Here is a 23,127-nt window from a genome sequence, read left to right as displayed (position 1 = left end):
CTTTTATTGAGTTATTGTTAATTTGACCTAGGGAAAGTGAAATGAAAACGCACCACCAAGCGGTTTACCAACAATTTGACGAGCAGGCTAATTCGTATTTAACCAGCCAAGTTCATGCGCAGGGTGAAGACTTACAGATTTTACAGCAATTGCTGCAAGCGAGTCAGCAGGCACATGTGCTTGACCTAGGTTGTGGTGCGGGTCATGCCAGCTTTCATGCGGCTCAGTTAGTAAAGTCAGTGGTTGCCTATGACTTATCGGATTCGATGCTCAATGTGGTCGCTAAAAATGCACAGGAACGCGGGCTCAACAATATTACGACATGCAAAGGGACTGCGGAGTCATTACCATTTGAAGATAATTCGTTTGATATGGTGATTAGCCGTTATTCAGCGCACCATTGGCATGACGTAGAAAAAGCGCTGCGTGAGGTGCATCGTGTTTTACAGCCTGCAGGAAAAGGCATTTTTATTGATGTTGTTTCTCCGGGGCACCCGTTGTTAGACATTTATCTGCAAACGGTTGAAGTTCTCCGTGATACTTCACATATTCGAGATTATTCGGCGGGTGAATGGTCTGGTATGCTAAATAACGCAGGGTTGTTCGTCAGTGGGGTCAAAAGTTTTCGTTTGCCGCTGGAGTTTACCAGTTGGGTTGAGCGGATGCGAACTCCAGAGCTTTTGGTTAATGCGATCCGTCAATATCAAAAAACATTAAGTCATGAGGTAAAAAGCCATTTTGCGGTTCAGGAAGATGGCTCATTTACCTCAGATGTGATGCTATTCGAATTTCAGCGCCAGTAAATAATTACTCGCTTATAAACTGTGCTTGGTTCAATTGGCTAAGCGCAGTATTTACTGCAAAAATTTCACCACGAACTTCAGGAATACCAAATGATTTCAAGCGTGCGCTGTGTTTTTGTAGGTAAGCTTTGGCATCAGCCTCAGAAGTAAACAGATAAACCCCACCGGCTTGTTGGGTTTGCTGGTTTTCTGTCCAAATTTTCCATACAAAGCCAGGTTCTTGGTTAATCGAATTGGCTAATTCATCCATTGCTATGGTCATTTCTGCGCCCCAAGGCCCTTGGTAGGGGAAATCAACTTGTAAGATAACGTTCATATATACTCCTTATTGTTAGCGCCGTATGATATCCCCTAACGCAAATAATAACTTTGCGATTTATCGTATTTTAAACAGCCTACTGTTTTAGACTATTACGTTTCCCTGCTTCAAAAGCTTCTAAAGTGGCTAAACGGGCTTGCTTATGGTCAACAATCGGTTCTGGGTAATCGAGAGGTGTATTGTTGATTAGAGACCATTCATGGGGGGTATGAATATATTTATCGGGTACGTTATTTAGCTCTGGCAGCCAGCGGCGTATAAATTTCCCTTGGGCATCGAACTTTTTCCCTTGGGTTGTTGGGTTGAAAATACGAAACCACGGGCAAGCGTCGACCCCCGTTGATGCAGACCACTGCCAACCACCATTATTTGCGGCTAGGCTGCCATCAATCAGTTGGCTGATGAAATATTTTTCACCTTTGCGCCAGTCGATAAGCAAATCCTTTACTAAGAAGCTTGCGACAATCATACGCAAGCGATTATGCATCCAACCAGTTTCATTAAGTTGTCGCATGGCGGCGTCAACAATAGGATAACCTGTTTTTCCGGTTTTCCATGCGTCGAAATCAGTTGATGAATTATTCCAATGAATATGTTGAGTCCATTGAATAAATGGCTGATAGCGACAAAGACGTGGAAATGCGACGAGTAAATGGCTATAAAATTCACGCCAGATCAATTCATTTAACCAAGTGAATGCACCGCTATCAGGGTAATCTAAAACATCTGGGTTTTCTGCTTGTAACCGGTTAAAACACTGCCGAGGTGACAGTACACCAATGGCAAGATATGGCGATAATTGGCTGGTCCCGTGAATAGAGGGGATATCTCTATCTTGCTGGTAGCGTGTGACGTGTTGAGTACAGAACTGCCTTAGCTGTTTTAAGGCGGCTTGTTCACCAATAGGGAATTGCTGGGAAACCGCTATGTGCTCATGTGGGAATAAAGGGGCGGTTTCTTTGATATTTAAAGAGTCGGCTCTTTTGTTTGGTACACGCAATGAACGGCAGTCTGTGGCGGTTAATTGGGTGAGAAAGGCACGACGAAAAGGGGTATACACTTGGTACATTTCCCCCTTTTGGTTGGTCACAGAACCCGGCGGCAATAACAAAAAATCATCAAAAGCATGAATATGCACTCCATGAGCATTTTTTACCAGCCAGTCATCCCTTTGTTTTTCATTCCATTCATATTGGCGATTAAAGAACAAGGCATCAGCTTGCTGAGTTTTAGCATAGTTTAATACCCACTCGGCCGCATCCATAAAATTCGCCACCGTTTGGCAAACTAATGGGATACCTAATTTGGCAAGAGAACGTTGTAATTCAATGAGATGCTGGTGGATAAACGAAATTTGCCTTGGCGATACATCGTGTTGTTGCCATTGTTCCGGCGTGGCGGTGAAGAGGGCGATAACATTGGCTTGGGGGTCCGCACAAGCAGAGGATAGTGCTTTGTTATCAGTGACCCGTAAATCATTGCGGAACCAGATAAGATGACAAACTTGTTTGGCTGCCATCGCCTCCCTCCTTGGGATATTCAGTTTTATTCGTTGTGTTTAAAAAGCAGAAGGGCCATATTTCAGGCCCTACAGTGTTTAATCTAATTTAGGGTGCTGGTTGATTAAAGATTGGCGTTTTTTCTCAAGCTCAGCAATTTCTTGATCAATATCTTCAACTCTTTGCTCAATATTGTCAAAGTGCTCACTTAAAATTTCTTTTGCTTCTGCTTTATCTGATGCCGCAGGTGTTGCCCCTCGCAATGGTTTATTGGCTGTTTCTGGCATTCGAATACCGGTGTATAAGCCAATTAGTGCGATTACAATCAGGTAATAAGCAGGCATATACAAGTCGGTAGTTGATTCAACTAACCAAGCCGCAACGGTTGGAGTGGCACCCGCAATTAACACGGAAATATTAAATGCGATGGCAAGGGCACTGTAACGAATATTCGTTGGGAAAATCGCCGGTAAAATTGATGCCATAACCCCAGTAAAACAGTTCAGTAAAACAGCTAGAATTAATAAGCCAAGGAAAATTAAGCCAACTGAACCGCTATTTATTAACATAAACGCTGGATAGGCTAAAAGAATTAACCCTACGCTACCAGTGATAACAAATGGGCGGCGGCCAATTTTATCACTGGTTAAACCGATAATCGGTTGAACAAATAGCATACCAATCATAATTGCAATGATGATGAGTACACCATGGTCAGTCGAGTAATTTAAGTTATGTGATAAATAACTTGGCATGTAGGTAAGCAACATATAATAAGTTACATTAGTTGCTATCACTAATCCAACACAAATAAGTAAGCTTTTCCAGTACTTAGATGCAACTTCACGCACGGAGACTTTTGGTGGATCTTGAATATTAGCTTTATCTTGTTGCTCTAATGATTCGATATGTTGTTGGAATGCAGGCGTTTCCTCAAGGGAATGGCGCAGATAAAGGCCGATGATCCCTAATGGTAATGCTAAGAAGAATGGAATTCTCCACCCCCAATCATGGAAGTTAGCCTCACCAACGATACTGGAAATAAGCACCACAACACCGGCACCCAATACGAAGCCAGCAATAGAACCGAAATCTAACCAGCTTCCCATAAACCCACGTTTACGGTCGGGTGAGTATTCAGCAACAAATATAGCGGCCCCGGAGTATTCGCCACCTACAGAGAAACCTTGAGCTAATTTAGCAATTAATAGCAGTATGGGTGCCCAGATACCAATCGTTTCATAAGCGGGAATTAAACCAATACAGAAGGTACTTACAGCCATAATAATAATGGTCATTGAAAGCACTTTCTGACGACCGTATTTGTCGCCAAGTATCCCGAATACGACCCCACCTAAAGGCCTAACTAAGAAAGGTACTGAGAAAGTCGCTAATGCTGCAATCATCTGAACGCTCGGTGATGCGTCCGGAAAGAAAACCTGACCTAAGACATAGGCTAAGAAGCCGTAAACACCAAAGTCAAACCATTCCATCGCATTACCCAGCGAAGCGGCGGTAATTGCTTTTTTAAGTTTCCCGTCATCAATTATTGTAATATCACTAATATTTAACGGTTTTTCTTTTTTCTTCTTGAATTTCATGAAACCATCCTCTTATTTGAATGTGAACAACCAAAACAACTGCATTTAAGATGTGGGTTTTCATATCTGAATAAAATGCAAAACCTTATTATTTAGAATAGTCGTTGTTTAAGTAATAGATAAGTTTTTAATATTTTAATGTAGCGCTGAATAACAGGCCTAAAGCAGGGAATTTGTGGGTAGAGTAATGAGAGAGTTTGTCCTGTAAATACAGCAAGAAGATCACCTTAAGTTATAAAATCCGAGGGTAATATTACATTAATATCGCTTAAATGTAAAATATAGGTATTTTATGCTAGTTATTAAGGGGAGGCTAAGCGCTAATTTCATAAAGTGTATTTTATGATTGTTACTGTTGTATTGTCATAGTTTACTGGCTAAATAGCCTCTTAGTGATACTATTAAAATCATATTAATCAATGTGTTGTATTTTAAAATAAGAAAAGCCGTCTATGATAAATATTAGTGCATCATAGGAGGGTATCATGAATTGTACAATAAGAATTTCAGCAATTAATATCTATCGACCATTCTTGATAAGTAAAAATAATTGCATTGTAGAGGAATGCCTGAGTGCAAGAAGAGACAATCAGAGACGGATAAATCTTCATTCAAAGAAATCTCACATTATGTTTTCATCAAATAAAAACGCGTTAACGATGTTAATTAATGCGGCAAAACCAATTATCAAGGATGATGATATTGATGTTCTTATCCTTGCCTCTACAATGATTAAGTCTTTTTCATCGACTCAAGCAACTGTCATTCATAATAAATTGAATATTAAAAATAATTGTTTATGTATTGATGTGAATACATATTGCTTAGAGATACAAGGAGTTATTGAGCAAGCGATAATGCTACTTAAGTCAAAATCCGCTTATCGTAAAGCGCTTGTTGTTTTTTCTGACCACCTTTCATCACCTGTAAACTCCAATAAATTATTAGGTTCAAAATTATTCAGAAATACAGCTACAGCTATTATTTTAGAAAAAATAGAGGGTCGTTTAAGCGTAAGCCTAGCGGATAAATGGCACTATTTTGATCAGAATCATTATTTTCACGGGTAAGTTTCGGTGGCTAATATTAAATAATTGAATCATTATTTTATTGTTGATAGTCATATATAGATGGGTAGCAAAAAAGCAAATAATACTCTCTAAGAATTATTTATTTGAAAGTGTATTGTAACCCTTCGCTAATTAATTTGTGCTGTCAGTACCTTCTTCTTTTGATAATAACGGTGGATTATGTTGTTCTTTTTTATAATCAGCTAGACAAGTAGGAATGCAGAATTGACTTAGTTACAATCAATTAAATAGTCAGTCATTTGTATGCTTAGTTATAAACGAGAGTGGCAGAATATAAAGAAGGACTTTGTTGCTTACCTCAATAATATGCAGTTTATTTTAGGAAAAAATATGCTGTGTATAACATGCGATTTAAAAGAGTGCCGATATGAAAAAACAGAGTGTTGCATCCTATATTGCAAAAGTACTTGATAATGCAGGTGTTAAACGTATTTGGGGCGTTACTGGAGACTCATTGAATGGCTTAACCGATAGCTTACGCCGTCAAGGTGCTATCGAATGGTTAGGAACCCGCCATGAAGAGGTTGCTGCTTTTGCCGCTGGGGCAGAGGCCCAGTTGACAGGAAACTTGGCAGTGTGTGCAGGTTCCTGTGGACCAGGTAACATGCACCTTATCAATGGGTTGTATGACTGTCATCGTAATCGAGTGCCAGTATTGGCGATTGCAGCGCATATTCCATCAAGTGAAATCGGCAGTAATTATTTCCAAGAAACGCATCCTACAGAACTGTTCCGCGAATGTAGCCACTACTGTGAAATGGTGTCTAATCCAGAACAAATTCCACAGGTTTTAGGGATTGCCCTGCGTAAAGCGATTTTGAATAAAGGGGTGTCTGTTGTTGTGATACCCGGTGATGTAGCATTAAAAGATGCACCTGAAACCGCAAAAGAAACATGGTATCAGCCTCAAGCTCCGTTAATCATGCCTCAGCGTAGTGAAATTGAAAAATTAGCTCAGGTACTTAATCAATCTAAGAATGTGACCCTGTTTTGTGGGAATGGTTGCGCGGGTGCTCATGATGAAGTGGTTAAGTTAGCTGAAACACTGAAAGCTCCTGTTGTACATGCTTTACGAGGTAAAGAACATATTGAATGGAATAACCCGTATAGCGTTGGTATGACTGGGTTAATTGGCTTTTCATCAGGTTACCACGCCATGATGAATGCGGATACTGTTGTATTATTAGGAACTCAATTCCCTTACCGTCCTTTCTACCCCAATGAAGCAAAAATCATTCAAATTGATATTAATGCAGGTAGCTTAGGGTCACACTGCCATATTGATATGGGGTTAATTGGTGATATTAAAGCGACACTTGATGCGTTACAGCCTCATTTACAGACCAAGCAGGAAACAAAACACCTCGACGGTGCTTTAAAACATTATGCAGAGGCACGTAAAGGGTTGGATGACCTTGCTAAACCGGGGCATGAGGGGTTGATCCACCCACAATATTTGGCAACAAAAATCAGTGAGCTTGCTGCGGAAGATGCTATTTTCACTTGTGATGTTGGCACTCCAACCGTTTGGGCTGCGCGTTATTTGAAAATGAATGGCAAGCGTCGTCTTATCGGCTCATTTAACCATGGTTCAATGGCGAATGCGATGCCACAGGCTATTGGTGCACAGGCGGTTGATAAGAAACGCCAAGTCGTTGCGATGTGTGGCGATGGTGGTTTTAGTATGTTAATGGGGGACTTTATTTCCCTTTCACAAATGCAACTGCCAGTGAAGATTATTATCCATAATAATGGGGTGCTTGGGTTTGTCGCGATGGAGATGAAGGTTGCAGGTTTCTTAACCGCAGGGACTGATCTACACAACCCTAATTTTGCCGCTATTGCCAATGCTGCCGGTATCAAAGGGATCCGTGTTGAAAAAAGCGAAGACCTAGAGGGAGCCTTGAAAGACGCATTTGCTCATGATGGTCCGGTGGTAGTTGATGTACTGACTGCTAAGCAGGAACTGTCAATGCCGCCAGAAATTGAAGCTCAAGAAGCAAAAGGTTTTAGTTTGTATATGTTAAAAGCGATTATGACTGGTCGTGGTGACGAAGTTGTACAATTAGTGAAAACTAACTGGTTACGTTAAAACGTTATTGTTAGTCATCAGAAGCCCAATTCGCCTGAGTTGGGCTTCTGTGTTTGTGGCACCGTGACTGTTTACGAGTCAGTCAGAGTAACGTGGCTTTAGGATTAAATTTCCCCTTCAGATATCGACTTTATGGCTCAGCAAATCTGTTGTTTCTGGTACTGCGTTATAAATCAGAATCTAAACCAGCAGGAATGATAGGGCTGTTAACTAATGGGTTATGGGATGCATACAGTTCCCTTAGGGTAGGGGGTAGATAGGGAAGCTGAGTAAACTGGTTATGAGAAATATCTAAGGTTATTAGCGGTGTTTGGCTTGTTTGTAGGTAAGTCAGCTGATTATTCGATACGTTTAAATCAGATAAAGCGTATGGCAGCATTGGCATGTTGGTTAATTGATTATTATTGGCCTGTAAGCTAACCATATAAAGTGGAAGTCTTGGTAAGTTGGTTAACTGGTTATTAGCGATATTTAATCGTTCTAAATCTTCAGGAAGACTCGACAAACTCGTTAGCTGGTTATGAGAAAGATTTAATGTTATTAGTGAGTCTGAAAATATGGGCAGGGAGGTTAACTGATTATTAGCCACATTAAGCGAACGCAAATTAGGCGGTAGAAAAGTGGGTAAACTACTAATATTCTGGTTTGATAAATCAATATTATCGCTATTTTGCGCAAAACATCGTTGTATTATATCGGCAGCCTCATTTCGGTTCTCTCCTATCGGCGCGTTATTTACCCAGCTATTTAAAGCAAAATTAAGATGTTCAGCATGATAATCGCGTTCAATTAATGGTATATCCATGCACATGGAACCATTTTGACGAAAAGTATCTATGGTGCAGGTAACGGTATTTGTTCCTGAATAATAGCCAGTTCTAAAATTACTTTGGGTACTGGGTGAAGCTAATGATTGTAATGTCAAAAAAATTGCTAGTTGCTCATTCGGTTGTAACCTAGCATTCGAAAAAAGATTATTAAAGTGTTCATTTGCTCGTTCATGAGTTTCTGGTGGAAAACATTCTTCTATTGCTTGCCATAGAGTATTTAATTGGAATGTACCTATATGATTGTTAATACTATTAATTTGGTTGCTATTATGACCAATGCTAAAATTATTCAATGTTACCCCCTTATAAATACTGGTTATTTCTGGGCGATATAAATATAAAGTTATAAGAAATCAAATCAGGGGATGACCTTAAATTTAAAGCGGTATGGCCTTCCAAGAAAAATATTTAATAAGTGAAAAGGAATTACCTTCTTGCTGTAAAGTCTGCCAAACTCCCCAAATATTCAGGTTCACTTAATGGTATGAGGACAGACTCAGCTAGACCATGAGTGGCGTTTATTATAGTGCACTCAGCGGCCTCCATTCCCCTTACATATTCTGTCGTAAAATTGTTTTGATGCCCTTGTGAAGCTAATGATTTTAATGTCAAAAAGCTTTCAAGTTGCTCAGGCGGTGTGACTAATAGATCACCATGATAAAAATCATTAAGGCATTCATATGCAAGGGGTTCTAATTTGGGAGAGAACCATTCTCTTATATGGCCCCATATTTCGTCGGCTTCGTTAGGTAGTTCATCGTCAAAAAGCCTGTCACCTTGAACATGATGTAAATGGTTTGCACCCACATTGAAATTATCCATAATTATTACCTGATAAAATTTAAGCGATTCAGATAATAAAACATAAGGCCAAAATGAATTAAATCAGGTCATTACCTTAACTTTTAGCTGAGGGTTAATAACCCGCAGCAGATTGACTACGCCACAAATGGGCGGCAACAAGGGCTCGCCAAGGAGAAAACTGTGTTAGCCATTTTTCTGTTTCCTTAGCCGTTGGTGGCTCTTGTTTAGTCAGCAACGTTTGCAAATTACGCCTGACCGCAACATCGCCATGTAAAGAGCCATTTAAGTAATTAAATCCACGAAGGAGTGCATAGCTAACCGTCCAAGGACCAATACCTTTAATTTGTAATAGTTGTTCAGTGATGAAATTTACGTTCTCATGGTTTATTTGCTGTGATAAGTCAATTTGTTGGTTCTCTATTGCGTCACAAAGCGCTCTCAGAGCAACGACTTTACCAATTGAAAACCCTGCTTGGCGAAGGGTATCGTCACTAACTCGAGAAACTTGCAGTACATCCGGAAAACACCAAATTCCTGAGGTATGTTGAAGCCCAACTGCTTGGATAAATCTTCGGCGAATTGCAATTGCGGCATGAACACTGATTTGTTGACCAATAATAGCCCAAACTAAGGCTTCAAAGGCATTAGCTGATTGATAAATTCTTAATCCCTGTTGTTTTTTAATCAGTTTCCCAATTATTGGGTCTGTCATGTATTGCGCTTCAAACTGTTCAACTGGTTGGTTTAATCCTAATAAATGTTTTGCGAGAGAATGAAGCTCAGACTCTTGAGGTATAACGGTTGGCGAGTCAATTTCCAGTGATAGCGTTGCTTGCTGATTTTTAATCATTAAATTTAATTTTGCAGCTTGTTGTTGCCAGATTAATCCTTTGTGCAAGGTATTTCCTTCAACAATTTCTGCGACATTTTGTTGGTCTCTAAGATGAAAGGCGAAGAAATCACTAGAAAGATAATGTGAGGGTAGGGGGAGTTTAACTAAAAATGTTTTCATTATTAAGACCTTATAGGATTTTTCTTTATTCACTATATATTGTGATTAAGCGCATTTAGTTACTCATTTTTTATTAATTAAATATGCTATCTTACTTAAGTCTATTATTTTTGTAATGACATGATGGTTATCTCTAATAAGGACGTGTAGATGAAAATTGAAAATGGGAGTTTACCAGATAGTACTTCGACACCACCGCCAAAACCTACCCCTGAACTAAAAGGGATTGGTGGGTGGCTAATTTTGCCTATGTTAGGGATCGTGCTGTCTCTTATTGTGCTCCCTTTTGTAATTTATAGCCAAAATGCCCAAGTGATCGAATATTGGCATGAACTAACTAACCCACAATCCGATTCATTTATTCCGTTATTTAAAGAGCTGATTTACTTCGAAGTGCTAGGTAACGTTATTTTATATGCTGTCTTACTTTTTCTTTGCTATGTCTTTTTTACTAAGAAAATGTTGACGATTAAAGTGTATATTTTTTTCCAGCTTTTTTCCTTAGCTTTGACCATCACAGATATTCTATTAGCGAGTAGTTTGTTAGGTATAGCGGTGGATGCCTCAGATATTAAGGATATATTCAGAGGTTTAATTGGTTGCGCTATTTGGATACCCTATTTCTTAGTATCAAGACGCGTTAAAAATACGTTTGTGAACTAGTTTGTGTTGTTTCAACGATAATTTATTAAGCAGGAGGCATGATGATTAAGTGTAAAAGAGTCTATGACCCTGTTGCAGATGACGATGGTTACCGGGTACTCGTTGACCGGCTATGGCCAAGGGGGATCAAAAAAACCGACTTACAGCATGATGAATGGAATAAAGATGTCGCACCAACAAATGAATTGCGAAAATGGTTTCATCAACACACTGATCAATTTGTACAATTTACCGAGCACTACCTGCAAGAATTAAACCATACAACGGCATGGCAGCCGTTAGTTTCACAAGCAAAGCAGGGGAGTTTAACGTTATTATACAGTGCAAAAGACACGCAACATAATCAGGCTATTATACTCAAAGCATTTATTGAACAAAAAATGCAAAACTCATAAAGGTTATCGGAATGGATACGCACCAATCAACCACTCAAATAGGGCAGCCAATAGTACAAGGTGTTTCTCAGACGGTTGCGAAAAAACCACTACAAGGGGTCAGTGGATGGTTGATTTTACCCGTTATAGGGTTATTTTACATGTTATACAAAACGGTCATGATGTTATTGTTAGATATTGCACAAGTAAAAACCGTTTGGCCATTAGCGACACAAGCTGATTCTGACTTTTACGTTGCTGGTTTTTCGACAGGGTTTTACCTGTTACAAACAGGCTATGGGGTTTTGATAGCCTTATTTCTGTGGACATTTATTGCTGCAGCAAAATGGAAAAAAAGCGCGAAATGGTTATTTATCATTACTATGCTACTGTATACCGTGATGATTATTGTGGCTCGCTTTGTTTTCCCCTATACATTCGGTATTGAAGTTAATTATTCGAATGTGATTACAGCGATTAATGGGAGTTTCTACTGCGCCTTATGGGTCCCCTATTTTTTGGTGTCTAGCCGAGTAAAAAACACCTTTATTCGTTAAAAATTGGCCACCGTGGGTTATGGTGGCCAATAGTGTTAATCATCAGAGAGATTTAACGTGTTGGTGATATTGCACCGTTCAATGAATGCTTCATCATGAGAAACCAGTAATAAACTACCTTGATAATTGTTGAGTAAGTCCTCAAGTAACTGTTTTGAGTCCAAGTCCAGATGGTTATCGGGTTCATCAAGTAACAAAATAGCCGGCGGGTTAGGGCTATGAGTGAGCGCTAACAAGGTGGCTTTCAATTGTTCACCGCCACTAAGTTGTGTTAGTGGCTGTAATGATTTCTCCCCTCGAATGCGTAGCATACCAAGCTGTGTGCGCCATTGTTCAACGGAGAATAATGGTTGGTATTGATGAAGTGCTTCCCCAACCGGCAAGGATTTATCCAGTAAACTCAAATGCTGATCTAAATAACACACTGTGCCACTTAAACGATATTCTCCTGAGACCGCCGGAAGATACCCCATTAATACTTTGAGTAACGTGGATTTCCCGCAACCATTGTTGCCCTGAATATGCCAGTGTTCTCCACTGTATATAGTGAATGAAAGTGGTGATGAATGGCCATAAGGTAACATTAATTCAGAAGCGAAAACGGTTACTTTTCTTCCCTCACTTTGGTAGTTAATCGCCATTTTTTGCGGTTTGATATGGCGAATTTTTTCATGGTTTTCTTGTTGCTGATTTTGTAAGTTATCCATGACGCGCTGATGGCGGTCGGCAACTTTTGACTGCCTTTTTTCGGCACGATTTTTCTGCATATCAAGTAGTAACAAGGATTGAGAACCACCATAACGAATCTTCTCTCCTTGTTTTTTACGTTGAGCCGCTTTTTTCAATGTGATCTGTTGTTGTTTTTTCTCTTGATTAATTTGTTTTTCTAAACGTTCGGCTTGTGCATCAATTGCCGCTATTTCGAAGTTTTTCTGAGTGTCGTATAAGTCATAATTCCCTCCATATTCATACAACCCTTTAGCGGTTAGCTCAAAGGTGGCGTCCATCTCCCCGAGCAATGCCCGATTATGCGATATAACTAAGCACCCAGCGGTATGTTCAGATAACTTTTCACTTAGCCATTGTCGACTCTGCGCATCTAAGTGATTATCGGGTTCATCAAGTAATAGAAAACTATTTTTCTGCAAAAAAGCACGGCAAAGGGCGAGACGTGTGCGTTCGCCACCACTTAAAGATGCAATAGGGGTTTCCATGGAAACGGGTAGTCTGGCTGAGTCCAATAGATTTTCCCATTGAGATGGCAAATGCCATTTATCTTCAACCTGTTCGAAATCATCAAAGGTGCCATTTCCTGATTCAATGCGGGCAAATGCATAATAAATCTCAGAGATGCCTAAAGCATCAACCAATGTATCACCCGCTAATCGAGTTAACTGATCGACGTGGAGAAAGGGAATATTCCAGTGCACGTTACCTTGTGTTGGGGGGAGAGTTTGTGCAAGAAGTCGCATTAAAACCGACTTACCAGTGCCATTATTCCCGATTAAGGCGTTTTTTTGGCAAGATAAAGTCCCGCTCAGTGGGGGAAATAGGGCGGTTTGGTTAAATTCAATATTAAGTTGTGAAAAGTGACAAGCAACAGTCATATGCACCTCCAAAATTGCGAGGACAGACAACGTTGTTGACTTATCAATAAGCGTCGATGAAAGTGGTTGCCTGCCAGGAACAGAAAAATGAATACCAAATTAGTATTGGAAAATATTTTCTGGCAGTGCTTAATTCATCGTGGGACGTACCTACTAAGTTGAGTAATTTGGTAAGGTGAATGGGTATTATAAGCTGTTTAGCGATAAAGTGTCCAATTTTGTTGGCGACTTTAGGCGCGTTGATTTCTCACCACTCCCTCTCTAGGGGCTAAGATAGAGCCGCAGCGCCTTTACAGAAACCTCATACTACGACCAGTCATTTGAATGCTCTTTTGATAAATGGGGTAAGAGCGATAAGAAAACCTCTATTTTTCTTTCGTTGGTCATATCGACAAAATCATCCATCGCAATTTCCACACTATTGATAACATTATTGCGGATGGCAAACTTATACATCAAATGCCCAGTCCAGCTTCGATGAACATAAACATAACCCTCTTCACTATAAGAGAGCCATTTATCTTCCATACATAAGGGTAGCCAACCATTCAGTATGTTCTTCACCTCGGTTTCTGTCAGTGTGTAGTTTAAATGATGAACTAGTGGTTCGTTTTCAAAGAACTTTAGGTTTTTAAACTTACTTATCATTATATTTAACTATCAATAGATATTTATAAGCACAGATTATCAGATATGGGGTTGAGGTCAAAGTGAACTCACGGTTGCTTACGCACTAAACTAACAGCATGCGTGCGCGTCCCGTAAGATGACGTTAGGCCTAGATGTGACGAGTAAAATTTAAGGGGTATTTTGATTCAATAGGGATATGTACTTTATTAGGATTAGGTTTCAAAAAGCGGATGACATGGCATAAATGAGAGGGAACTAAGGTAGTAAGGTATCATCAAAGTTACCTTGTCAGTGATATAGCGCCAAATTAAAAGGCCTGACCCCTGTTGAACAGTAAAATCAGGCCTTACAAGTCACTTAACTAAAAGCCCCTAATCTAGGGAAACATTGTTTAGCGAGTCATGATATTTTGCCGTTATACAGAAGCACGCTCAGATAGCGAATGCTCTGATAACCACTGTGCAATACGTTGTTTTTCTTCATCATTTAGCCACATACCGAGCTTAGTACGGCGCCAGATAGCATCATCTAATTCAGTTACCCATTCATGTTTAACTAAATAACGTAATTCAGCCTCGTAAACATTGGCACCAAAGGCGTCACCGAGATCACTGAGTGAATTCGCACCTTCAAGGATTAATTTACTGTTGCTACCGTAAGTTCTGGCAAAACGCAGGGCTAAGCCTTCAGGTAGCCATTGATAATGTTGGCGCAGTACACGTGCATAGCCGTCACGGTCGCAACCTTCAATATCCCCGCCAGGTAATTGACCATTTTTAGTCCAAGGGCTACCTGCATTCGGGTAGTAGGTGGCGAGCTTATTGACAGCGGCTTCGGCTAATTTTCGATAAGTCGTTAATTTACCACCAAATACAGACAGTAATGGGGCTTTGCCTTGTTCATCGTGAATATCTAATGTGTAGTCACGAGTGATGGCTTGTGGTGAATCAGATTCGTCATCACATAGTGGACGAACACCTGAGTAATCCCAAACGATATCGCTAACCGTTAGCTGTTTTTTGAAGTGGTCATTATATACTTTCAGTAAATAGTTAACTTCGTTTTCATCGATTTTGACATCTTTCGGATCACCTTTGTATTCCACATCAGTGGTACCAATGATTGAGAATTCATCCATCCAAGGGATCACAAATACAATACGGTTATCTTCGTTTTGTAAAATATATGCCTGTGGTTCGTCGTGTGCACGAGGAACCACAATGTGGCTACCCTTGATTAAACGAATACCGTAGGGTGATTTCAGTTTCAAGCCATCATCGAAGAACTCTTTTACCCAAGGTCCTGTCGCGTTTACTAACCCTTTAGCTTTCCATGTGTGGGTCTCACCAGTACGTAAGTCTTGAGCTTCAACCACCCATAGGCCATTTTCGCGATAAGCACGAGTTACTTTTGTGCGAGTACGAACTTCACCATTCTTACGTACTACTTCTTGAGCGTTTAATACAACTAAACGCGCATCATCAACCCAACAGTCCGAATATTCAAAACCTTTGGTTAATTCAGATTTTAATACGGAGTTTTGGTTGAATTTTAAACTTTTACTGCTTGGTAAACTGACGCGTTTTCCCAAATGGTCATATAGAAATAAACCAATACGGATCATCCAAGCTGGGCGTAAATGGGGTTGGTGAGGTAAACGGAAACGCATTGGAAAAGCAATATGCGGAGCCAAGCGTAGCAGCACTTCACGCTCTGCTAATGCTTCACTTACCAACCTAAATTCGTAATGTTCAAGGTAGCGTAAGCCACCGTGGATCAGTTTTGAACTCGCAGATGAAGTTGCACTCGCTAAGTCTTGAGCTTCGAGCAGTAATACCGATAATCCACGACCCGCAGCGTCTGCTGCAATACCAGCGCCGTTGATCCCGCCGCCGATGACAATCAAGTCTTTAGTTTCCATGCATCCCCCTGAGATGTTCGAAACACTTTCAATAATGTTCGTTTTCGCTCATTTGATTGTAATCAAATTCCATTAGTATGCCAACTAATAATGAAGAAAAAATAACAAGTGCGTGATATTGGTAACAAACTTTTTTCAATACCCACATTTAAAATAATGTTATTTACAAAGGGAAATTTGAGTTTCGAGCGAAAAAGAACAAGGAACGGAGGATATAAAAAATTAAAGCGAGGGGCAGATATTCAGAAGCATGATGGCAGGCTGGTGCGCTGCCATCATGAACATAATGATTTGATTAGCAAAGTTCGAGCTGGACGTTATGTTGCTCAATCACTTTGAGAATGCTATCAGGTGGTTGTTTGTCGGTGAATAGGTAATCGATTAAGTTCATGTTACCGAGATTAACCATCGCATTACGGCCAAACTTAGAGTGGTCGGTGACTAACATGACACAGCGTGAATTCTCAATAATTGCGCGTTTGGTACGAACTTCGTGGTAGTCAAACTCAAGCAAGGAGCCGTCCATATCAATACCACTAATACCAAGAATGCCATAGTCCAACCTAAATTGAGAGATAAAATCCAACGTGGCTTCACCAACAATTCCGCCATCACGGGAACGGACTTCACCTCCCGCTAAAATTAAGCGAAAGTCTTCTTTTGGCATCAATAGAGTAGCAACGTTCAAGTTATTGGTTACTACTCGCAAATTTTTATGATTCACTAACGCATGGGCGACCGCTTCAGGCGTCGTACCAATATCAATAAATAATGTGGCGCCATCAGGGATTTGACTAGCGACATGTTGTGCAATACGCGCTTTTTCATCTGACCACATAATTTTACGGTCGTTATAAGCGGCATTTACGGAACTTGAAGGTAGTGCCGCGCCGCCATGGTGCCGCTGAATTTTATTTTGTTCAGCGAGGTCATTGAGGTCTCGTCGGATGGTTTGAGGGCTAACCTCAAAATGTTCGACAAGTTCTTCAGTACTGACATATCCCTGAAGACGCACAAGTTCAACGATTGCATCATGTCTCTGGGTTTGTTTCACAGCGTTGGCCTCTAATTATTAAAATGTTTTATCTGGAGCTCTGGTGTTTGAAACTTTGCCTATTATCCCATACTCCCATCAATAAGCCGATAATTAACCCTGAAGTATGTGCGGCATTGGCAATATGCATCCCTAAAATATCGAAGTAACCGAAAAAGAGCCAGATAATTGAAAATATCATTAGCCCCCGTGGGATGCTGATACCACTTTCTGGCCGGCGTTCGCCGGTTAACCAAACGTAGCTAACCAAGGCATATACCACACCAGATAAGCCGCCAAAATTATTTTCACTAAATAGTGATTGACCCCAATTACTGAATAAGGCTGAGACCAATAGAATGGTGAAGAGTTTCCCTGTTCCCAGTTTTCGTTCAACTTGCCCAGCAAGGAACCACCATAATGCAAGGTTGAAGCCAATGTGCGATAACGAAAAATGCACCAATGCAGGGCTAAACCAGCGCCAAAGTTCAGATTGTTGGTCGCCAATTGGCCAAGCTAGGTAACGTAAAACTTCACGCGCATCTGTTATTTCTACCCAAAGATATACAATAATCGACAACACAATAACAGCGATAGTTAAAGGGCCTGATTGCTCTTTTAGGTAATTCCATGTGAGGTAATTTCGGTACTGAAATTGGGTATCTGCACTACCGGTATGCCAACTAGCTTCTAGATAGCGGGGGTGGTTAGGGTCTTGTAAAAAGATATCGAGTTCTTTGCGTACTTGAGAAAGATGTTGGTCATCTTCTAACCAAAGTTCAAATAGCGGTTGCTCCTGCGATGGCTGCATTTTTAAATGAATATTTTGGCTTGCCATGTAATCAACAAATGCTTGCGCCATTCTCGGGTTAGCAAAAGAAGTGATGTGGATCATGAATACGTTTTCTCATCTAGAGCGCCGTGACGGCTTGTGGATATTCCCTTAACCAAGCTTCAAACCCGCCATTAATGCTGTAAACAGATTCATAGCCGATGTTGATCAGATATTGTGCAGCACCTTGACTGCTATGCCCGTGGTAACACATGACCATGACGGGTTGTTCATAATCCGTTTGTTCCAAAAACTGACTGAGTGACTCGTTGGTAAGGTGATAAGCCCCACTTGCATGGCCTGCACGGAAGCTTTGTGGATCACGTACATCAACAAGTATAGCAGTGCCTTCTAACCAATGTTGATAGGCTTGCTCGGGTGTTAGTGTCTCGAAATGGTCCATAAAATACCGAATATAGTGGGGAAACCCCCATAAAAGATAAAATTAGGCACCTGTAAGCAGAAAAACAGGTGCCAGACATCAATGGCAATTAGTAGAAAGAGTGCTCGCCACGTTGGTGCTCAGTTAGGTCTTTAACGCCTTTTAACTCACCATCAAACATTTTCAGTAATTCTTTTTCGATACCCTCTTTGAGGGTGACATCGACCATAGAACAACCATTACAACCACCACCAAATTGTAGGATAGCAAAACCATCATCGGTGATTTCCATCAGAGAAACACGGCCGCCATGGCTGGCTAATTGAGGGTTTATTTGTGATTGTAAAACATACTCAACACGCTCAATTAATGGCGCATCATCAGAGACTTTACGCATTTTTGCGTTTGGTGCTTTTAACGTTAGTTGTGAACCCAGTTGGTCAGTGACGAAATCAATTTCAGCATCGTCCAAGAATGGGGCACTAATTTCATCAACATAAGCAGATAATTTTTCGAACTTCAGTTCTTTATCTGTTGCTTCAACGGCACCCGGTGGGCAGTAAGACACACCGCATTCTGCTGTTGGTGTACCTGGGTTGATGACAAATACACGGATTTGGGTTCCTGGCTCTTGATTTTCCAACAACTTGGCAAAATGAGCCTGTGCTGCTTCAGTAATATTAATCATAATCATTTGCTCAATAATAGTTGACTGCTTTAGTTGGTTATAATACGCCCATTTACCCCTTTCCTACAAGGTGCGACAGAGTGACCACGCATCAACAGTATGCGCACCCGCACAAATCAACAATTTTGCTGCGGAGTTCATTGTAGAACCTGTGGTAATAACATCATCAATAATAGCGACATGTAGGCCTGAAACTGACGTTTCTAAGGTAAATGCACCTTTAAGGTTAGCTCGGCGATGCTCTCTTTTTAGTGTAATCTGTGCCAGTGTATCATGACTGCGTAATAATGAATTTTGTGAATAGGGAATATTTAACCATCTGGACAATATTTCACCAATTAAGGCCATGTGATCAAAGCCGCGAAACCATAACCGACGGCGATGTAAGGGAATAGTCATGATTAAATCGGGTTTTTGCCATTGATGATGGCGGTAACCAGTGAGCCAAAATAAAACAAAAATTCGGGCTAAGGAAAAGGCAAGTTGTGGCTGTTTATTAAATTTAAAACAATGAATGAGTTTACGTAATGGGGCTTGATACGGTGTTACAGTGATCAACTGGTGCCAAGCTGGGGGGCTCTTTAGGCAACGACCGCATTCATTAATAGGCAGCTCACAGGGCAAAGCACAACGAGAGCAACTCACCGGCATTTTCGGTAACCCTTTGAGGCAAAATGAACAAATGCCCTGATGACTTAATTTTAGTGATTGGTGGCATAGCCAACAGACCCCTTCCATTGTTAGCATGGTAATGTCCTGTTAAAAATATTCGACTAAGAAATGAACGAAGAGAGTGTAACCATGACAAAGTTATATTGGCAGACCGTTGGCGATGGAAAGCAAGATATTGTGTTACTACACGGATGGGGGCTGAATGCGCAAGTTTGGCAAACCATTATTCCGCGGGTCGCTTCGCATTTTCGTATTCACTTGGTTGATTTACCTGGTTACGGTCGTAGCCAAGGCTTTCCGCCAATGAGTATTCAATCTATGGCGGATATTTTATGGGCACAGGCTCCGAAAAATGCCATTTGGTTAGGGTGGTCATTGGGGGGGCTGGTGGCAAGTCGTATCGCTCTTGACCATCCCTATGAAGTGACAGGGCTAATAACAGTAGCATCATCCCCTTGTTTTAAAGCCGATGGTAGTGACTGGGCGGGGATCAGACCTGAGGTTTTATTAGGTTTTGAGCATCAGCTCGCCGCTGATTTCCACCGCACCGTTGAACGTTTTCTAGCACTGCAAACGCTTGGGACAGAAAGCGCAAGAAATGATGCAAAGTTGCTAAAATCAGTTGTTCTCGAGCAGCCTATTCCGACGGTAGAAACGCTAAATGCGGGGCTTGAGTCATTACGTACCGAAGATTTGCGTGAGGAATTGAAAAAACTGCCAGTGCCATTCTTACGCATTTATGGTTATCTTGACGGGCTTGTCCCACGTAAAGTGGTGCCCGTATTGGACGAGCTTTATCCACACTCTCCGTCTGTGATTATGCGCAATAGCGCTCATGCCCCGTTTATTTCACATCCTGATGAGTTTTGTGAGTATTTATGTGACTTTCAAAGCCGATTGGAAGAGTAAATAGAACCATCAGTCATTAAGGGGGGTTTTTAAAGCGTATATTCTGCTAACTATAGTTCCATAGCAGGCTTTTTATTACAGCACTTTATGTTATCCCCTTACTTCAAAAGGAATCGATGATGGTTAATGATTTATTGACACAAACTAAACCCCAATATTCCGGCAGAGGTCTGGTTTTTTAAGAATTCAACTATGCGATAAAAAGAATTGCAGGTTTATGACCTTCCTTCAAGGTGCCTCACTTTATCTTATACACAAAGTGCGCACAGTCGGTGCTTTCGGGGCAACCCTTGCAACTGCTACCTGTCAAACAAGCACTCACATCGACTTTTTCAATTTTGCCTAGACTCACTAGCTTTTCAGCCATGGCTTGGACCAACGGAATTGGGGTATTGAGGCGCTCACTCAGTAAAGTGATGTCAGCTTGCCCATATAAGGCGATTAAATCTCGAACTTGTAACAAGCTGACCATCACGTTATTCCTTAGTGGCAGGCATTGCCTGAACATCCAGAGCATTGCGCCGCAGTTTTACTTTTTATATTCAATGTGACCCGACTACGGACACGGCGTAAGAACATAAATAAAATAAGATTGAAAGCAACTACCGCAATGATAGTTATTAAGCTACTTTGTGGGTGCTCACTAAATGTCGCTATTTGGTAAAACAGCGCAGAAAGGCTATAGGCCACATTGAGCCCCCAAAGAATGGAAAAACTCATCCAGCTTTTATTGGTTTCGCGAGCGATAGCTCCCATCACAGATACGCAAGGCACATATAGCAAGACAAAAATTAGATAACTATAAGCCGCGATGCCAGAACCAAATTTCGCTGCCATGGTACCCATAGAGCCTGACTCCATCTCACCGTCCCCTTTACTGGCTTCGATAGGGTTCGATAGCGCACTTAATGTAAAGGTTTCTTTTAAGCTATCCCAAGTATCGGATACCGCATCCTCTAACTCTTCCCACAAATTGAAAGATTCAGCATCAAATGGTTCGGCGGTGATCGCTTCGGCGGTATACAGGGTATTTAATGTACCCACGACCACTTCTTTGGCCATTGCTCCCGTGATTAATCCGACGGTGGCTTGCCAGTTGTCCGCGTGAACGCCGATTGGCTGTAATGCAGGCGTGATAACTTTACTGACCGAAGCCAGTGCCGAATCATTAATATTATCAACGGGTTTACCTGAGAAGGAGAAGCTGTTTAATGCACCGATAAAGATACTGGCAACGACGATAACCTTACCAGCACGTACCACAAAGCCTTTCAAGCGTTGCCAAGTTTGGATCAGTAACGTTTTGACGTGAGGAACGTGGTAAACCGGTAATTCCATAACGAAAGGGGAGGCTTCACCGCGCATTAAAGTGTGTTTGAGTAGCAATCCTGTCAGGATAGCGACCACAATCCCTAAAATATACAGGGAAAAGACAACACTAGCGCCGTTTTTACCGAAAAAGGCCGCGGCAAATACTGCAAAAATTGCCAGCCTTGCGCCGCAAGACATAAATGGTGCCATTAGAACAGTAATCAGCCTTTCACGCGGTGCATCAAGAGTACGTGCGCCCATAATGGAAGGAACGTTACAGCCAAAGCCAACAATTAAGGGCACAAATGATTTGCCGGGTAAGCCCAGTGCTTGCATGAGCCTGTCCATTACAAATGCCGCACGAGCCATATAGCCGGAGTCTTCGAGTATTGAAAGAAATAGGTACATCATCCCGATTTGTGGTACGAGTGGTAAAACGGTATTAATACCACCACCAACACCTTGGGCAAGGAAGATGGTTAGCCAATCAGGGAAACTCAAATAATCTCCCAGCCACTGGAGACCATGAATAAATATGGCTTCTGATGCCCCCTCGAAGAAAGGTTGTAGTGCTCCTCCGATATTAATTGCTAATACAAACATCAGGTACATGACAAACAAGAAAATCGGGACACCAAGCCAGCGACTGAGAATAAATCTATCCAGTGATTGCGTTAATTTGTTGGGTTCAGCAGCACTATTATTAATAGCGGCATGGCAAATAGTCGCAATAGACTGATAGCGAGAGTCTGCAATGAGTAACTCGGGTTCTTCATTCAAACTCTCTTTAAGTTGTTGGCGTGTCGAAAGTAATTGCTCTTCTGTTATTTCTGCACGTTGGCGGCTGTAAATATCCCCTTCGAGGATTTGTAATGCTAACCAGCGGCGTTGTTGGTGGCTAAATTGCTGTGATGATATTTGATCTGACAGTGAGTCTACCGCTTGTAATAATTGAGGTGGATATTCGACAAGGGCTTTTTGGCTATTTTGTGGATGAGTATCAATGGTTTTCTTTAATTCATTAATACCAGTCGCACGTGTTGAAACCATTGGAATGACAGGGCAACCCAGTTGTTTCTCCAATTGAGCAATATCAATATCAATATGTTGGCTTTGTGCGATATCCAACATATTAAGAGCAACAATACAAGGAACACCGAGTTCAACTAACTGTAATGTAAGATAAAGGTTGCGTTCTAGGTTTGATGCATCCACCACATTGATTAGCATGTCAGCTTCGCCACTTAGGATAAAGTAACAGGCAATTTGTTCATCTAGTGAGGTTTGCTCGGAAATTGTGGTGAGGGAATAAGTCCCTGGAAGGTCAACAAGCTCAATCTTATGGTCGTCTGTGTGGAAGCGACCAACTTTGCGTTCAACCGTGACACCTGCCCAGTTACCGACGCGTTGTCTCGAGCCCGTTAGCTGGTTAAATAGGGTCGTTTTGCCTGCATTGGGGTTGCCAATTAAGCCGATAGTCAATCGTTTCATAGTGTT

The 23,127-nt window shown here is 41.2% G+C and carries 23 protein-coding genes; 7 read left to right on the top strand and 16 right to left on the bottom strand.

Annotated features, from left to right (window positions below):
* Positions 1 to 41 precede the first annotated feature (41 nt).
* Complete coding sequence (locus M1F14_RS02040) at positions 42 to 803, top strand: class I SAM-dependent methyltransferase (protein ID WP_048605480.1); 762 nt, start codon at positions 42 to 44, stop codon at positions 801 to 803.
* A 4-nt stretch (positions 804 to 807) separates the two neighbouring features.
* On the opposite strand, the gene M1F14_RS02035 is transcribed toward M1F14_RS02040, so the two are convergent.
* From M1F14_RS02035 to proP, 3 genes are all read right to left on the bottom strand, one after another.
* Positions 808 to 1,119: a monooxygenase gene (locus tag M1F14_RS02035; protein ID WP_042847792.1), complete on the bottom strand. Its 312-nt coding sequence runs from the start codon at positions 1,117 to 1,119 to the stop codon at positions 808 to 810.
* A gap of 79 nt (positions 1,120 to 1,198) precedes the next feature.
* A complete protein-coding gene (gene phrB, locus M1F14_RS02030) occupies positions 1,199 to 2,641 on the bottom strand; it encodes a deoxyribodipyrimidine photo-lyase (RefSeq protein WP_166685487.1) in 1,443 nt (480 codons plus the stop codon).
* 78 nt (positions 2,642 to 2,719) lie between these two features.
* On the bottom strand, positions 2,720 to 4,222 hold the full coding sequence (gene proP, locus M1F14_RS02025) for a glycine betaine/L-proline transporter ProP (RefSeq protein ID WP_042847790.1): 1,503 nt from the start codon (positions 4,220 to 4,222) through the stop codon (positions 2,720 to 2,722).
* A gap of 485 nt (positions 4,223 to 4,707) precedes the next feature.
* On the opposite strand from proP, the gene M1F14_RS02020 reads away from it, so the two are divergent.
* Positions 4,708 to 5,292 (top strand): hypothetical protein, encoded by a 585-nt coding sequence (locus tag M1F14_RS02020; protein ID WP_166687024.1) that lies wholly within the window; start codon positions 4,708 to 4,710, stop codon positions 5,290 to 5,292.
* Positions 5,293 to 5,680: 388 nt separating this feature from the next.
* Positions 5,681 to 7,405, top strand: a complete 1,725-nt coding sequence (gene poxB / locus M1F14_RS02015; protein WP_042847788.1) for a ubiquinone-dependent pyruvate dehydrogenase — start codon at positions 5,681 to 5,683, stop codon at positions 7,403 to 7,405.
* 166 nt (positions 7,406 to 7,571) lie between these two features.
* Here poxB and M1F14_RS02010 read toward each other — a convergent pair whose 3' ends face one another.
* The 3 genes from M1F14_RS02010 to M1F14_RS02000 all read right to left on the bottom strand — a co-directional run bounded on the left by M1F14_RS02010 (position 7,572) and on the right by M1F14_RS02000 (position 10,051).
* Positions 7,572 to 8,528 (bottom strand): leucine-rich repeat domain-containing protein, encoded by a 957-nt coding sequence (locus M1F14_RS02010; protein ID WP_129466931.1) that lies wholly within the window; start codon positions 8,526 to 8,528, stop codon positions 7,572 to 7,574.
* Positions 8,529 to 8,661: 133 nt separating this feature from the next.
* Positions 8,662 to 9,057 carry a hypothetical protein gene (locus M1F14_RS02005; RefSeq protein WP_042847787.1) on the bottom strand — a complete coding sequence of 132 codons (396 nt, stop codon included), beginning with the start codon at positions 9,055 to 9,057 and terminating at the stop codon, positions 8,662 to 8,664.
* Between the two features lie 94 nt (positions 9,058 to 9,151).
* A complete protein-coding gene (locus M1F14_RS02000) occupies positions 9,152 to 10,051 on the bottom strand; it encodes a DNA-3-methyladenine glycosylase (RefSeq protein WP_042847786.1) in 900 nt (299 codons plus the stop codon).
* A gap of 150 nt (positions 10,052 to 10,201) precedes the next feature.
* On the opposite strand from M1F14_RS02000, the gene M1F14_RS01995 reads away from it, so the two are divergent.
* From M1F14_RS01995 to M1F14_RS01985, 3 genes are read left to right on the top strand one after another with little or no spacing between them, the layout of a single operon-like run.
* Positions 10,202 to 10,714 carry a DUF2569 domain-containing protein gene (locus M1F14_RS01995; RefSeq protein WP_048605477.1) on the top strand — a complete coding sequence of 171 codons (513 nt, stop codon included), beginning with the start codon at positions 10,202 to 10,204 and terminating at the stop codon, positions 10,712 to 10,714.
* Positions 10,715 to 10,755: 41 nt separating this feature from the next.
* A complete protein-coding gene (locus M1F14_RS01990) occupies positions 10,756 to 11,109 on the top strand; it encodes a DUF488 domain-containing protein (RefSeq protein ID WP_042847782.1) in 354 nt (117 codons plus the stop codon).
* Positions 11,110 to 11,120: 11 nt separating this feature from the next.
* Complete coding sequence (locus tag M1F14_RS01985; RefSeq protein WP_080750921.1) at positions 11,121 to 11,645, top strand: DUF2569 family protein; 525 nt, start codon at positions 11,121 to 11,123, stop codon at positions 11,643 to 11,645.
* 35 nt (positions 11,646 to 11,680) lie between these two features.
* Here the strand turns inward: M1F14_RS01985 and M1F14_RS01980 are convergent, their stop codons facing one another.
* The 8 genes from M1F14_RS01980 to M1F14_RS01945 form a co-directional block, all read right to left on the bottom strand.
* The gene (locus tag M1F14_RS01980) at positions 11,681 to 13,252 is read right to left on the bottom strand and encodes an ATP-binding cassette domain-containing protein (RefSeq protein WP_181468985.1); all 1,572 of its coding nucleotides are present in this window, start codon (positions 13,250 to 13,252) and stop codon (positions 11,681 to 11,683) included.
* A 306-nt stretch (positions 13,253 to 13,558) separates the two neighbouring features.
* Positions 13,559 to 13,900 (bottom strand): hypothetical protein, encoded by a 342-nt coding sequence (locus tag M1F14_RS01975; protein ID WP_173424831.1) that lies wholly within the window; start codon positions 13,898 to 13,900, stop codon positions 13,559 to 13,561.
* 397 nt (positions 13,901 to 14,297) lie between these two features.
* Positions 14,298 to 15,803, bottom strand: a complete 1,506-nt coding sequence (gene glpD, locus M1F14_RS01970; RefSeq protein WP_071547607.1) for a glycerol-3-phosphate dehydrogenase — start codon at positions 15,801 to 15,803, stop codon at positions 14,298 to 14,300.
* Positions 15,804 to 16,098: 295 nt separating this feature from the next.
* The gene (locus M1F14_RS01965) at positions 16,099 to 16,857 is read right to left on the bottom strand and encodes a DeoR/GlpR family transcriptional regulator (protein WP_004262881.1); all 759 of its coding nucleotides are present in this window, start codon (positions 16,855 to 16,857) and stop codon (positions 16,099 to 16,101) included.
* Between the two features lie 28 nt (positions 16,858 to 16,885).
* Positions 16,886 to 17,731 (bottom strand): rhomboid family intramembrane serine protease GlpG, encoded by an 846-nt coding sequence (gene glpG / locus M1F14_RS01960; protein WP_042847773.1) that lies wholly within the window; start codon positions 17,729 to 17,731, stop codon positions 16,886 to 16,888.
* Between the two features lie 16 nt (positions 17,732 to 17,747).
* Positions 17,748 to 18,071: a thiosulfate sulfurtransferase GlpE gene (gene glpE, locus M1F14_RS01955; protein WP_042847772.1), complete on the bottom strand. Its 324-nt coding sequence runs from the start codon at positions 18,069 to 18,071 to the stop codon at positions 17,748 to 17,750.
* Between the two features lie 88 nt (positions 18,072 to 18,159).
* Positions 18,160 to 18,738 carry a Fe-S biogenesis protein NfuA gene (gene nfuA, locus M1F14_RS01950; RefSeq protein ID WP_042847770.1) on the bottom strand — a complete coding sequence of 193 codons (579 nt, stop codon included), beginning with the start codon at positions 18,736 to 18,738 and terminating at the stop codon, positions 18,160 to 18,162.
* 63 nt (positions 18,739 to 18,801) lie between these two features.
* Positions 18,802 to 19,485, bottom strand: a complete 684-nt coding sequence (locus tag M1F14_RS01945; RefSeq protein ID WP_042847768.1) for a phosphoribosyltransferase family protein — start codon at positions 19,483 to 19,485, stop codon at positions 18,802 to 18,804.
* Between the two features lie 54 nt (positions 19,486 to 19,539).
* Between M1F14_RS01945 and bioH the strand changes: the two genes are divergently transcribed.
* Positions 19,540 to 20,319, top strand: a complete 780-nt coding sequence (gene bioH, locus M1F14_RS01940) for a pimeloyl-ACP methyl ester esterase BioH (RefSeq protein ID WP_042847766.1) — start codon at positions 19,540 to 19,542, stop codon at positions 20,317 to 20,319.
* A 238-nt stretch (positions 20,320 to 20,557) separates the two neighbouring features.
* Here bioH and M1F14_RS01935 read toward each other — a convergent pair whose 3' ends face one another.
* Complete coding sequence (locus M1F14_RS01935) at positions 20,558 to 20,791, bottom strand: FeoC-like transcriptional regulator (RefSeq protein ID WP_042847763.1); 234 nt, start codon at positions 20,789 to 20,791, stop codon at positions 20,558 to 20,560.
* 11 nt (positions 20,792 to 20,802) lie between these two features.
* A complete protein-coding gene (gene feoB, locus M1F14_RS01930; protein ID WP_042847761.1) occupies positions 20,803 to 23,121 on the bottom strand; it encodes a Fe(2+) transporter permease subunit FeoB in 2,319 nt (772 codons plus the stop codon).
* Between the last annotated feature and the right edge of the window lie 6 nt (positions 23,122 to 23,127).

This window comes from Providencia sp. PROV003, from assembly GCF_045040775.1.
GTDB lineage: Bacteria > Pseudomonadota > Gammaproteobacteria > Enterobacterales > Enterobacteriaceae > Providencia > Providencia huashanensis.
Note: the sequence above shows the minus strand (reverse complement) of the source record. Positions and strands in the feature narration are given on the sequence as shown.

Coding starts and splice junctions, on each gene's coding strand:
- M1F14_RS02040 (WP_048605480.1), top strand. CDS start 42: ATGAAAACGCACCACCAAGCGGTTTACCAACAATTTGACGAGCAGGCT.
- M1F14_RS02035 (WP_042847792.1), bottom strand. CDS start 1,119: ATGAACGTTATCTTACAAGTTGATTTCCCCTACCAAGGGCCTTGGGGC.
- phrB (WP_166685487.1), bottom strand. CDS start 2,641: ATGGCAGCCAAACAAGTTTGTCATCTTATCTGGTTCCGCAATGATTTA.
- proP (WP_042847790.1), bottom strand. CDS start 4,222: ATGAAATTCAAGAAGAAAAAAGAAAAACCGTTAAATATTAGTGATATT.
- M1F14_RS02020 (WP_166687024.1), top strand. CDS start 4,708: ATGAATTGTACAATAAGAATTTCAGCAATTAATATCTATCGACCATTC.
- poxB (WP_042847788.1), top strand. CDS start 5,681: ATGAAAAAACAGAGTGTTGCATCCTATATTGCAAAAGTACTTGATAAT.
- M1F14_RS02005 (WP_042847787.1), bottom strand. CDS start 9,057: ATGGATAATTTCAATGTGGGTGCAAACCATTTACATCATGTTCAAGGT.
- M1F14_RS02000 (WP_042847786.1), bottom strand. CDS start 10,051: ATGAAAACATTTTTAGTTAAACTCCCCCTACCCTCACATTATCTTTCT.
- M1F14_RS01995 (WP_048605477.1), top strand. CDS start 10,202: ATGAAAATTGAAAATGGGAGTTTACCAGATAGTACTTCGACACCACCG.
- M1F14_RS01990 (WP_042847782.1), top strand. CDS start 10,756: ATGATTAAGTGTAAAAGAGTCTATGACCCTGTTGCAGATGACGATGGT.
- M1F14_RS01985 (WP_080750921.1), top strand. CDS start 11,121: ATGGATACGCACCAATCAACCACTCAAATAGGGCAGCCAATAGTACAA.
- M1F14_RS01980 (WP_181468985.1), bottom strand. CDS start 13,252: ATGACTGTTGCTTGTCACTTTTCACAACTTAATATTGAATTTAACCAA.
- M1F14_RS01975 (WP_173424831.1), bottom strand. CDS start 13,900: ATGATAAGTAAGTTTAAAAACCTAAAGTTCTTTGAAAACGAACCACTA.
- glpD (WP_071547607.1), bottom strand. CDS start 15,803: ATGGAAACTAAAGACTTGATTGTCATCGGCGGCGGGATCAACGGCGCT.
- glpG (WP_042847773.1), bottom strand. CDS start 17,731: ATGATCCACATCACTTCTTTTGCTAACCCGAGAATGGCGCAAGCATTT.
- glpE (WP_042847772.1), bottom strand. CDS start 18,071: ATGGACCATTTCGAGACACTAACACCCGAGCAAGCCTATCAACATTGG.
- nfuA (WP_042847770.1), bottom strand. CDS start 18,738: ATGATTAATATTACTGAAGCAGCACAGGCTCATTTTGCCAAGTTGTTG.
- M1F14_RS01945 (WP_042847768.1), bottom strand. CDS start 19,485: ATGCTAACAATGGAAGGGGTCTGTTGGCTATGCCACCAATCACTAAAA.
- bioH (WP_042847766.1), top strand. CDS start 19,540: ATGACAAAGTTATATTGGCAGACCGTTGGCGATGGAAAGCAAGATATT.
- M1F14_RS01935 (WP_042847763.1), bottom strand. CDS start 20,791: ATGGTCAGCTTGTTACAAGTTCGAGATTTAATCGCCTTATATGGGCAA.
- feoB (WP_042847761.1), bottom strand. CDS start 23,121: ATGAAACGATTGACTATCGGCTTAATTGGCAACCCCAATGCAGGCAAA.